We start from the raw sequence: 11,496 nt of genomic DNA on the forward strand, positions 1-11,496 counted from the left end.
CCGTTAAAATATACTGAACCGCCGTATACGGAACCGTACGTACGGTGGTGTGAGAGGTCGGTAACTGAATTAATCAGTTACCTCCTACTCGATTAAAAAGTATTTAATTATTATACATATATATGATAAAATAGTTCTATATTATAATTAATAAATTATTGATTACAATAATTGAATAAATAAGCGATAAAAAGGAATTAGAAAATGACAGATTCTGTGAACCATTTTCTAGTTTCTTTGTCTTTAAATTGAAGGGATTAATAACGATGAATGTTATTTTTATTTAGGTAAGGGCGGTATTAGAAATGAAAATTGAAAAACAGTATATGATTTCGAAAGAGACAATCATAAAAGCAAGAAAGGGAGAAACAGAGGCATTTGCGACGATTTATAAGACATATTTTAAAAGGATTCATTTTATAGCAAATCAATTTGTTTTAAACGATGAATTGGCAAAAGATCTAGCACAAGATATTTTTGTAACAATCTATGAAAACATTAAGGGTCTTAATGAGCCAAGTGCGTTTCATTCGTGGATTAAGAAGATTACATACAATAAATGTATCAACTATAATCGAGTTAAATTTAGAACAGTGACATTTGATGATGAGCAAGCAGTCGATAATATTGTTGATGAGAAACTAAAAGAACCAATCGATATTGTTGAGGGTGATCGCATAATGGGAGTAATAGAATCTTCATTGAATGAAATGAATGAGTCATTAAAATGTGTTGGTTTACTTCGTTATTTTGAAGGATATTCCATTCAAGAGATTGCTAGTACTTTAGAAATACCAAGAGGTACAGTGAAATCAAGATTGTTTAGAATAAAGAGTCATTTAAAGAACAATTTAAAAGCTGCGGGGATTTCTCCTAAGTCTTTTGGATGTGCATTATTTTTACCAAATTTGATTGCTCAAGGATATCAATGTTTGTATCTTCAAACTTCTGTTTCTGCTGGTGCAAAAATAGTTTTTGGTATAGGTGCTACAGGAGTATTTACTACCACAAAGGTAGCCACTACATTATTGGTAGCTACCGTTATTACCATATTGCCTGTTTTCTATCTTTCAAATCGCAATCAACCAGTATTTGCTGAAATGAAACCAATTGAAGTAAATACATTGGAGAAAATTAAACCAACAGTTGATGAAGCGAAAATAGTTAATGTTTATTATGATGAGGCTTGGACAAGAGAACCAGTTTTGATTAATGTTGAACTGACAAATCAAAATTATGATGAAATTTTAATAGATGATGAAAAAACGAATTATGTTTATGAAAACGGTAGACACACCATAAAGATAATAAGAAATGGGAACATTATCGATCAAAAAGAGATTGATATTGCAAATATAGATATTGAAAGCCCATATGGAAGGAGTGAGCGTGAAGGAAATAGTTTTAAAGTATATTTATCAGATGATACATCATATGTAAATCCCAATACCATTTCACTGTTGAGAAATGGTATAAAATCTAAGGAATTTGCATATGATCAAGATCGTAATATTTTATCAATTACAACTAAAAAGCATTATCAAGATGAATTATATATTAGTGATTATGCAGGGAATATATTTAAAATAGAATTTGAATAATTAAAAGTATAGATGCCATTGAATTATAAAAAGCAGTAAGTATATCTAAGTAGTTAAAAAGTATAGTTAAGAAAGTCAAGGAGGGCAAAAATAATGACTTATATACGAAGGAAAGGATTTAGAATTACAGTTGTTTTAATAGTTTTAGGAATATTTGTATCAATCATGTCAGATTATTTAATAGCAGATACAAAAAAACCTATAAGAGATAAGAATACGAATTCGGCATACATAGTAGAAAAATCAGCAAGGTGGACAAATTCAGAAAAATATCTAGCTGAGTTAAACTTGAAAATAAACGGAACAGAAAGAATAAATTCTTTAGATGTTGCGATTGTATTAGACCGTTCTGGTAGTATGGATATGAATTTTATCCAAGAAATTCCAGATGGTAATGGTGGTAATAAAGGAACCCATAATGCATCATCACCATGTTTAAATCAAGATCATTTTTATTTGAAAGAAACAACCGATGTACCTCAAGTTATTCCAAATACATTGGATGAAATGTATTATGATGAAACAAATCAAAGGTTGACAGTATACAATGGAGAAAAAAAGCAGTGGGTGGTACTTGATACTTCAAATCGAATCCATTTATATTTCCAATTTGGAAATATGGTTGGTGATGAAAATTCACTTGCTTTAGCTGCATATCATTTCAAACATGATGGAACTAATTTTGTTCGTATTAGTAAGTGGGATGAGAGTGATGTTCGTAAAGGAACGGCTGAGGGTATTTGGGATCATGGAGATGAAGCACAAGGTTGTTATGATCGCTGGATAGAAGCAAAAAAAGCAGTGGAAGCTTTTTCACAAAAATTAGCGCAAATAAATCAAGAAGAAGGCTTAATTGGAGATGAAGCTAATAATGTTGCATTGGTACCATTTTCGATTCGTGATGAAACGTTATTACATCGATTAAATAAAGGGACACCGTGGTATCGTAAATGGTTGATTCAAAATAATTATTTTGCAGGTACGACTGTAAATGTTGGTACTGACGAAACCCTTAGTGGTGAATATAATGCCAAAGTAGGTTGGACAGATAATCCTACTGTGATTAGCTCAGCATTAAGTAAATTGTTTACTACTCATACTACAGATTATATTTATGGTTTAGGTGAAGCATATAATTTGCTTGATGCAAGAAGTGAATCAGCTAAAAAGAATAAAAAAGCGGTTGTTTTATTGCTTTCAGATGGAACACCAGATCCAGCATCAGGAACTTTTAGTAATGCAGGGAATATTTATGCTTTTTGGAATAATGATAATCATATCTATGGAATCGCAAATGCTTTGAAAAATGCAGAAGACCAGATTGATAGTAGTGCTTTTTGGAAAGATATAAGTGGTCCATATCAACGTCATAGTGTAAAGCCTGATATTCTTGCCCGCAATGATGCAAAGGGAATAAGTGGTGCTTATGGAGAAGAATCTGATATTATCAGTGTTGGATATATGCTTGATGCACAAGCTAGTAAAGATCGCTTAGCTACGATTGCTTCAACACAAAGTGATTATATAGATATCTCAGCAGATGCAACAGGGTCAACAGAAAATTATTTGACCGAGAAGCTATTGCGAAGCATTGTAAGACCAGGAGGTCGTAATGCGGTTTTGCGAGATGAGGTAAGTAAGTATTATTATGTTCCTGAAGATAGTGTGTTACCTCAAGGCGTAACAATTGATGGAACGATAGAGAGTGGACAAACAATCGTTTGGACCATCGGTAATGTATATGAATACCCGAAAGGACAAGAACCAAGTATAAGTATTCCACTTGTGTTAAAAGAAGAGTATCGTAGTGTTAAATCAACGACATATTATCCAACGAATAAAGATAATCCAGAACCAGATTTAACAACACCAGATCCAGGAAAAGATGGTGAAGATACAGGTGCGAAATTATATTATACAGACTTTGATGGAAATGATCGTTATGACACGATAGGAACACCAAAGCTTCCTGTTTATCCAAAAAAAGAAGAAAAACCTTCTTTTACACCAAAACCATCAAAAGCTCCAGAAGATTTGGTAAACATCATCATGTTGCCAAGCAAAAGTCCAATGCTTGGAGATGAAACAAATGTTCCTTTCTACTTGATGCTATTGATGATAAGTTTAGTGGGTCTCACATATAATATAAGGATAAAAAATAAAAGGTGATAACACCTTTTATTTTTAGTAATACATTGTTTCAATAATTTGTTTTAATTCATTACTGTCCACATAACCTGATAATGAATAGATTAAATTGTCTTTCGTGAAATTAGCGTAAGTTACATATGTACCATCCATTTGTTTTAGTTTGTAAATAATAATCTTTGTATTTAAAGTACTACTAGTATATTCTTCAATTCGTATTGCATCCCCCATTGCATTTATATTTTCACCTGAAACATTGGAAGCATTTGAATATCCAGTAATGTGGAAGTTTATATTTGAAGTTGTTTCAGGATGATCAGGGCTTTGAATTAACTTGATTTGTTCAGCAGTCAATTCATTTTCAAACATTTTTACCAAATCAATTTTATGACCATTTGTAGAAGTGAAAGTAAGTGAATAACTAAGAATTATATTATTTTCAACAAATGGCTTATATAAAATAGATGATAGTGGTAACTTAGGTTTAAGATAGGATTGGTGTAAAGCTGTCTCAAGTTTTTCCATTGTTGCGTATTCATTAAATTCTTTTGGGAAATCATCAGATATATCAGTATAAGATGCTCTATCACTATTTAATATTTCCCCATTTTGATCTGTTGGTCCAAAAAAGAATTGTTTGACGGCTTCTTTGGCCTCTGCTAAGATGTTGGGGTTAAGTATACTTACCATACAGCCAATTATAAGTAGAGTGAAGGCGACTCTTTTTACTACTTTGAAACTATTTTTTTTCTGTTTGTGATTTACAATTTGATCAAATAGTATATATTTGTCGTTATCAGATAATTTGATTTTAAGCATTGCTTCTTTATACTCGTTCATATGATTCCTCCTTCTCAAATCGTTCTTTCAAAATATATTTTGCTTTACTAAGTCTTGATCGTAAAGTTGATGAACTTATATTTTGAATTTTAGAAATTTCTTCTATTGTGTAACCTTCATAATAATGAAGATAAATGATATCTTTATATTTAGTAGGAAGTTGTAATATACATGATAGTAAATATTGATCATGATGATTATTGATTCCAAAGAATTCTTCTAAATTAGGAATGTCACTTTTACGTTTGTTCCATACTTTTCTCAATTGATCTTTACAGTAGTTGATGGATACACGGATAATCCATGCTTTTTCATGTTCATCAGAAGTGAATTCTATATCTTTTTCTATTAGTTTAACAAAAATATCTTGTACACCATCTTTGGCATCAGCCTCATTTTTTAAAAAAAGAAAACAGATTCGAAAAACCATATCAACATGTTGTAAATATAATCTTTTTATTTGCTCATTACGGTTACTCATATTAACTCCTTTCACTTATCATACGATTGAACAAGGGGATTTGTCCATTTCTTATTAAGTATTTTTCACAGGTGTATAAATACTGGTCAAAGACTTTCTTTGAAAATATAAATACGCTATAATATATGAGTTAAGGAGTTTGTATGGTTAATATAATTGCTTCTCCATATAGAATGGATGATATTATAAATTTAAAACAAGCAGGAGCTACAACAATTGTTGCAGGAACTGATTTTTTTAGTGTTCGTAGTGTTTCGCATTTTAAGCAAGAAGAGTTAAAAGAAATGAAAAAGATTTGTGAAGTACAACATTTAAATTTATATGTATTAGTAAATCGGTTTTTTGTGGAAAATGAGTTGGAAGCATTACGTGAATACTTGAAGTATTTGAAAGCTATTGATGTAGATGGTATTTACTTTACGGATATAGGGGTATTGTATGAGGCGAAGCAATTAGGGATAGAGAATAAACTAATATATAATCCAGAGACAATGCTTACAAATTCGCTGGATATTCAAGAATATTTAGATTTAGGAATAAAAATGGCGACTATTTCCAAGGAAATAACTTTGGAAAATATGTTGGAAATAAGCAAAAAAGTTCGTGGTGAATTAGAAGTAATCATTCATGGAAGATTAAATATGATGCATTCTAAAAGAATGTTGCTTACAAATTATATGAAATTTTTAAAGAAAGATATAAACTTACATAATGATTTTTCATTATATTTGATGGAAGAGAAGCGAGATGAACATCTTCCTATAGTAGAAGATGACGAAGGAACGCATATTTATACAGGGTTTACACTTGCATCATTTGAAGAAGTTCATGATTTTATTGAAGCAGGTATTTTAAACTTGCGTATTGAATCGATGTTTTTATCAATAGATGATGTATGTCAGATTATTAAAGATTATCGTTATGTGATAGAACATCCCCGTGAGGGTAGGAAAATATACAAAGAGTATGAGGAAAAATATGTAACGCAAAATATAACAAAAGGTTTTATGTATAAGAAGACAGGAGTGACAAAATGAAAAAGGTAGAATTATTAGCTCCTGCTGGGGATTTAGAAAGATTAAAGACAGCTATTCGTTATGGTGCTGATGCGGTATATATAGGAGGAAAGAAATTTTCACTTCGCTCTCGTGCTTCTAACTTTGATATTCCAGATATCGAAGCAGGGGTGGAATTTGCTAAAGAATATGGAGCACATGTGCATGTGACAGTGAATATGATACCTCATGAAGAAGATTTAGATGGATTACGTGAATATTTATTGGAGTTAGAACGTATTGGCGTTACAGCAATTATCGTAGCTAGTTTAAGTATTATGAACTTAGCTAAAGAGGTGGCACCTAAATTGGAAGTCCATGTATCTACTCAACATTCTTCAACCAATAGTAGTGTTATAAAATTTTATGAATCGTTAGGTATGAATCGGGTAGTTTTGGCTCGTGAATGTACGCTTGAGGATATTAAGGCAACAATGGAGCAAGCCAATCTTCCTGTAGAAGCTTTTATTCATGGAGGAATGTGTGTTTCTTATTCAGGACGTTGTACACTTAGTAATAATATGACTGATCGTGATGCGAATCGTGGTGGATGTGCACAGAGTTGTCGATGGAAATATCGCTTGTTTAAAGATGATCAACCACTTCATGATGAAGAGAAGCTCTTTTCGATGAGTAGCAAGGATTTATGTGCAATAGAATATGTACCTGCTTTGATTGATGCTGGGGTTTCTAGTTTTAAAATTGAAGGAAGAATGAAATCGCAATATTATTTAGCAACGATTGTTCGTACATACCGCATGTTGATTGATGAATATTATGCTAAGGGAGAAGTATCACCTGCACGGATTGCATTTTATCGTGATGAATTATCAAAAGCTGAAAATCGCAGAACAGCAAATGGATTTTATGCAGGGCACCCCAAAATGCAAGATCATCTATATGGAATTAATGGTTCAGGGGTTTCACAAGAATTTATAGCTTATGTTTTGGACTATGATGAAGCAACAAAGATTGCAAAATTGGAAGTTCGTAATAATTTCGCAAAAGGAATTCAAGCAGAAGCATTTGGACCAGATACAAAGAATACGAACTTCATTGTGGATATGTTATATAATGAAGATGGAGAAATTGTTGAAGTTGCAAGAAATCCAATGGATATTTTATATACGAAAATTGATATAAAGATTAAAAAACATGATATGATTAGAAAGATTATAGATAAACGTGAAAAGATATATTAGGAGGTAACATATGAAACTTAAAAATAGTTTCTTTTATACAATCAGAGAAGATGCAAAAGATGAAGAAAGTGTAAGTGGTAATTTATTAGTACGAGCTGGAATGATTAAAAAGAGTAGTGCAGGTATTTATATTACGATGCCAATGGGAAAACGAGTAATTTCAAAGATTGAAAATATTGTTCGTGAAGAAATGAATGCAACAGGAGCACAAGAGCTTCATATGCCAGCTCTTATTTTAGAAGAAGTCTATGAGAACAGTGGTAGACGTGAGGCATTTGGGTCTAATATGTTTTCATTAAATGATCGCTATAATAAGAAGTATGTGCTAGGTCCAACCCATGAAGAATTATTTGCGGCAGCGGGAATGATGCATGGGAAGTCATATAAAGATTTTCCTTACAATCTATATCAGATTCAAACGAAATATCGTGATGAAACAAGACCACGATATGGATTGATTAGAACACGTGAATTTACGATGAAAGATGCATATTCTTATGATTTAGATTTAGATGGATTACATACATCTTATATGAAGATGTATAATGCATATAAAAATAGTTTTGATCGAATGCATTTAGATTATAAAATTGTGAAAGCAGATACTGGTGCAATGGGTGGACTGTTAAGTGAAGAGTTCCAAGCAATCTGTGATATTGGTGAAGACGTAGTGGTTTTATGTGACCATTGTGATTTCTCTAGTAATTTAGAGATTACAGAAGTGGTACTTCAAAATGAACCATCACAGGAAGTAGAAAAAGAAATAGAAATTGTAGAGACACCAAATGCGAAAACGATTGAAGAAGTGGCAGCCTTTTTCGGGAAACCAAGTGAAGCATTTGTGAAGACATTAATTTATAAAGTAGATGGTGAGCTTTATGCATTTTTATTAAAAGGTTCACGTGAATTAAATGAAACAAAAGTATTAAAACTGCTAGAGGCGAATGAAATGGAACTTGCATCCTTTGATGAAGTGAGTGAAATCACTGGCGCAAAAGTAGGGTTTGCAGGTCCTGTAGGATTAAATATAAAGATTATTATGGATAATGAAGTTGCTCAAATGAAGAATTTTATTACTGGAGCAAACAAAAGTGATCATCACTATAAGAATGTAAACTTAAAGGACTTTGATCCTTATAAAGTAGCAGACATCGTTAGCGTACAAGAAGGCGATGTTTGTCCAACTTGTGGAGGCAAGTTAAAATTTGCAAGAGGTATTGAAGTTGGAAATACATTTAAATTAGGAACAAAATATGCAGAAAGTATGGATTTTAAATATTTAGATAATGAAAATAAGCTTAAGCCTGTAGTTATGGGTTCTTATGGTATTGGGATCGAGAGATGTATGGCAGCAATTGTTGAACAATATCACGATGAAAATGGAATTGTTTGGCCAATGAGTGTTGCTCCATACCAAGTAGAAATTGTTTTGGTAAATGTAAAAGATGAGATACAGACACAATTAGCAAATAAGCTTTATGATGACTTTACTGCAGCAGGTATTGAAGTTTTACTTGATGATCGTGATGAGCGAGCAGGAGTGAAATTCAAAGACAGTGAACTGATTGGAATACCATTGAGAATCACAGTTGGAAAGCGTGCTAACGAAAACATTGTTGAAGTTAAAGAGCGAATAAGTGAAAAAGAAGAAATCGCAGTGGATGATTTATTGTCATATATAAATAAGAAAATAATGGATGCATAAAAACTTGTAAATATACAAGTTTTTATTTGCTCTATAGAATATTTGAATAAGATGTAAACGGATACAAAATGAATAAATAAAGATATTTAAATAATAATAAATATATGATAAACAAAGGGTTATATTCAAAAATGTAAATTGTTTCATAAAGATTTAAGAAAAAATTTTCAATTAATTCTTTTTTTAATTCTGCTTTTGTAGTACAATAATCGTAATGATTTTTTAAGAGGAGGTACATAAATGAAAGAAAAGTTATATTTGCAAGATAATGTCGCTATCATGAATTTTGATTTAGCTTATCCTTCCAACATGGAAGAATTGGTTGGTTCTAAGACATTAGGTACATTTGTGGTTAAATATTTAAAATATTTGGAAGCAAGAGATCCTGAATTATATAGTTGGATTACAAATGGATATAGTGTTAATGAAACATGTAAATCTTTGTCAAAAGTATTTAGACAGTTAATGGTAATGTCACCAGATGAAATTGATGATTATTATTTAACAGATAGCAAAAAATTGTTGGAGTTTGTTGAGGGGATTTATAATTATTGGAAATCTCATCAAAGATTCTCAATTACAAGACAACGGTACAGTGGAAAAAATGCAACTCCTTTTGTAATGGCCGATTCGACTTTTAATACGACACTTCGTAGTGCGTATCGTAGACTTGAGCAAAAACTACAAGGAAGAAAGAATGGTGTTTTCCGTCAGTTGCAAGCAGGTACAAATGCAGCAATTTCAGCATATCGACCAAGAAATTTTCCTTTATCTGAGAAATATGAAAAATTATCTGGAATTTCAATGATTGAATCAGTAATGCTTAGAACACCAATGATTTTATCAACAAAGTCTAACAAACGTACAGGTATGTTTGAAGAAACAAAGAAAAATCCAATTGAATATTTTACAGGAGATAAAGACACTTGGTTCTGTTATCCAGCAAAAGTAGGTAATTTATTGATTAACATTTATTTCCACCGTGATTTTATGTGTAGTGGTGTTTCATTAGCAAACTTATTTGAATTAGCCTCTGCTGAGGAATGTTGTGAAAAACCAGATGCAATCGTTTTGTTTGCAAATGAAGATAATAAAGATGAAACGGTTTTCTATTATGATGAAGAAGAAGAAATTTATGTAGGAAGTATTTCTTATAATGAAAAAGTTGAATATTTTGGATATATGAAAAAGATGACTTTAACACTTCATAATCTTGCGATGATGAGACGTGGATGGTTACCAATTCATGGTGCGTTTATCAACATCACATTATATGATGGAAAACGTAAAGGAATCATGTTAATGGGTGATTCTGGAGCTGGGAAATCAGAATCAATTGAAGCATTAAAGGCTTTAGGTAATGATGTAATTAAAGATATTGAGGTTGTGTTTGATGATATGGGAACAATTCATATTGAAGATGGTGTTCCATATGGACAAGGTACGGAAATAGGGGCATTTATTCGTTTAGATGATTTAGATCCAGGAACTCCTTATCGTGATATGGACCGTTCTATCTTCTTTAATCCAGATGTATTAAATGCAAGGGTAATAACACCGGCAGCGCCATATAGTGTAATTTCAAAAAATCATGAAATTGATTTATTCTGTTATGCTAATAATTATGATAAAGATTTGGGAATGCGCAAAATTGATGATATGGAAGAAGCAAAACCAATTTTTGTTGAAGGAAAACGTATGGCAAAAGGAACAACTCAAGAAGTTGGTTTATCAACAACATATTTTGCTAATCCATTTGGACCAATGCAGGAACAAGATGTTTGTGATCCAATCATTAATGAAGTATTTGATTGTTTAAAAGCTAATGGAATCTATATTGGTGAGATTTTCACACATTTAGGTCTTGACCGTAATGACCGTGATGGAATCAATGTAGCAGCTCAAAAACTGTTAGAATTTATTCAAGAAGGATAAGCGTTCATTTTGAACGCTTTTTTATTTTGTATTAAAAAAACATCCTCAAGGTAATGTTTTCTTGCGAGGATGTTTAATTATTATTAAGATACATGCGGAAACAAGCCAAAATACTACAATATAAGGAATGAAAAATAAAAGGTATAAAAAAGCCATACCTACGAGTGTTAATAAAAAACCCGTGAGAATATTTAGCTCAACATTTTTAAAAAGTTGCATCGTAATAGGCATTAAGATATCATCTAAAATCCATGGTGTTAGGGATTCCCAGAAAAGTTGATAATAAAGAAAAGCACCAACTATAAATAGTATTATAGCAATCCCAATGATATGTTGTAATTTAAGTTTCATACGCGCCCCTTTTTATGCTTATCTATATAAGTATATCACATACAGTAAGATAAATTAATGGTTCATCAAGTTATATATTATTGCGTAAATTGAAAAAGTAAATTCCAGTTAAAAGAAAAGAAATGGAAGTAAGACAGAGAAACAACATCCAGTTCTTTTTATTATGTCGACTTCCAGT

General features: G+C 31.6%; 9 protein-coding genes. 6 read left to right on the plus strand and 3 right to left on the minus strand.

The window, feature by feature from the left end; translation table 11 throughout:
- Positions 1–305: 305 nt before the first annotated feature.
- Both M2475_RS10670 and M2475_RS10675 read left to right on the plus strand, forming a co-directional pair.
- On the plus strand, positions 306–1,601 hold the full coding sequence (locus M2475_RS10670) for a sigma-70 family RNA polymerase sigma factor (RefSeq protein WP_277491477.1): 1,296 nt from the start codon (positions 306–308) through the stop codon (positions 1,599–1,601).
- A 93-nt stretch (positions 1,602–1,694) separates the two neighbouring features.
- Positions 1,695–3,770 (plus strand): hypothetical protein, encoded by a 2,076-nt coding sequence (locus M2475_RS10675; RefSeq protein ID WP_277491479.1) that lies wholly within the window; start codon positions 1,695–1,697, stop codon positions 3,768–3,770.
- A 15-nt stretch (positions 3,771–3,785) separates the two neighbouring features.
- On the opposite strand, the gene M2475_RS10680 is transcribed toward M2475_RS10675, so the two are convergent.
- Together M2475_RS10680 and M2475_RS10685 are read right to left on the minus strand one after the other, a co-directional pair.
- The gene (locus M2475_RS10680) at positions 3,786–4,589 is read right to left on the minus strand and encodes a hypothetical protein (RefSeq protein WP_277491482.1); all 804 of its coding nucleotides are present in this window, start codon (positions 4,587–4,589) and stop codon (positions 3,786–3,788) included.
- On the minus strand, positions 4,576–5,070 hold the full coding sequence (locus tag M2475_RS10685; RefSeq protein ID WP_277491484.1) for a sigma-70 family RNA polymerase sigma factor: 495 nt from the start codon (positions 5,068–5,070) through the stop codon (positions 4,576–4,578). The genes M2475_RS10680 and M2475_RS10685 overlap by 14 nt, the downstream gene beginning before the upstream one ends.
- A gap of 143 nt (positions 5,071–5,213) precedes the next feature.
- Between M2475_RS10685 and M2475_RS10690 the strand changes: the two genes are divergently transcribed.
- The 4 genes from M2475_RS10690 (at position 5,214) to M2475_RS10705 (ending at position 10,967) form a co-directional block, all read left to right on the plus strand.
- Positions 5,214–6,107 carry a U32 family peptidase gene (locus M2475_RS10690; protein WP_277491486.1) on the plus strand — a complete coding sequence of 298 codons (894 nt, stop codon included), beginning with the start codon at positions 5,214–5,216 and terminating at the stop codon, positions 6,105–6,107.
- Positions 6,104–7,327: a U32 family peptidase gene (locus M2475_RS10695; RefSeq protein ID WP_277491488.1), complete on the plus strand. Its 1,224-nt coding sequence runs from the start codon at positions 6,104–6,106 to the stop codon at positions 7,325–7,327. Before M2475_RS10690 ends, M2475_RS10695 begins: the two co-directional genes overlap by 4 nt.
- 10 nt (positions 7,328–7,337) lie before the next feature.
- Positions 7,338–9,032, plus strand: a complete 1,695-nt coding sequence (locus M2475_RS10700) for a proline--tRNA ligase (RefSeq protein ID WP_277491490.1) — start codon at positions 7,338–7,340, stop codon at positions 9,030–9,032.
- 240 nt (positions 9,033–9,272) lie between these two features.
- Positions 9,273–10,967, plus strand: coding sequence for a hypothetical protein (locus tag M2475_RS10705; RefSeq protein ID WP_277491492.1), 1,695 nt, complete (start codon positions 9,273–9,275; stop codon positions 10,965–10,967).
- Positions 10,968–11,012: 45 nt separating this feature from the next.
- Here M2475_RS10705 and M2475_RS10710 read toward each other — a convergent pair whose 3' ends face one another.
- Positions 11,013–11,318, minus strand: a complete 306-nt coding sequence (locus M2475_RS10710) for a hypothetical protein (RefSeq protein ID WP_277491494.1) — start codon at positions 11,316–11,318, stop codon at positions 11,013–11,015.
- Positions 11,319–11,496: the final 178 nt, after the last annotated feature.

It is taken from the genome of Breznakia sp. PF5-3 (assembly GCF_029504745.1).
GTDB lineage: Bacteria > Bacillota_I > Bacilli_A > Erysipelotrichales > Erysipelotrichaceae > Breznakia.

Bases quoted from the DNA above. Each gene is read 5' to 3' on its own strand.
- M2475_RS10670 (WP_277491477.1), top strand. From the start codon at position 306: ATGAAAATTGAAAAACAGTATATGATTTCGAAAGAGACAATCATAAAA.
- M2475_RS10675 (WP_277491479.1), top strand. From the start codon at position 1,695: ATGACTTATATACGAAGGAAAGGATTTAGAATTACAGTTGTTTTAATA.
- M2475_RS10680 (WP_277491482.1), bottom strand. From the start codon at position 4,589: ATGAACGAGTATAAAGAAGCAATGCTTAAAATCAAATTATCTGATAAC.
- M2475_RS10685 (WP_277491484.1), bottom strand. From the start codon at position 5,070: ATGAGTAACCGTAATGAGCAAATAAAAAGATTATATTTACAACATGTT.
- M2475_RS10690 (WP_277491486.1), top strand. From the start codon at position 5,214: ATGGTTAATATAATTGCTTCTCCATATAGAATGGATGATATTATAAAT.
- M2475_RS10695 (WP_277491488.1), top strand. From the start codon at position 6,104: ATGAAAAAGGTAGAATTATTAGCTCCTGCTGGGGATTTAGAAAGATTA.
- M2475_RS10700 (WP_277491490.1), top strand. From the start codon at position 7,338: ATGAAACTTAAAAATAGTTTCTTTTATACAATCAGAGAAGATGCAAAA.
- M2475_RS10705 (WP_277491492.1), top strand. From the start codon at position 9,273: ATGAAAGAAAAGTTATATTTGCAAGATAATGTCGCTATCATGAATTTT.
- M2475_RS10710 (WP_277491494.1), bottom strand. From the start codon at position 11,318: ATGAAACTTAAATTACAACATATCATTGGGATTGCTATAATACTATTT.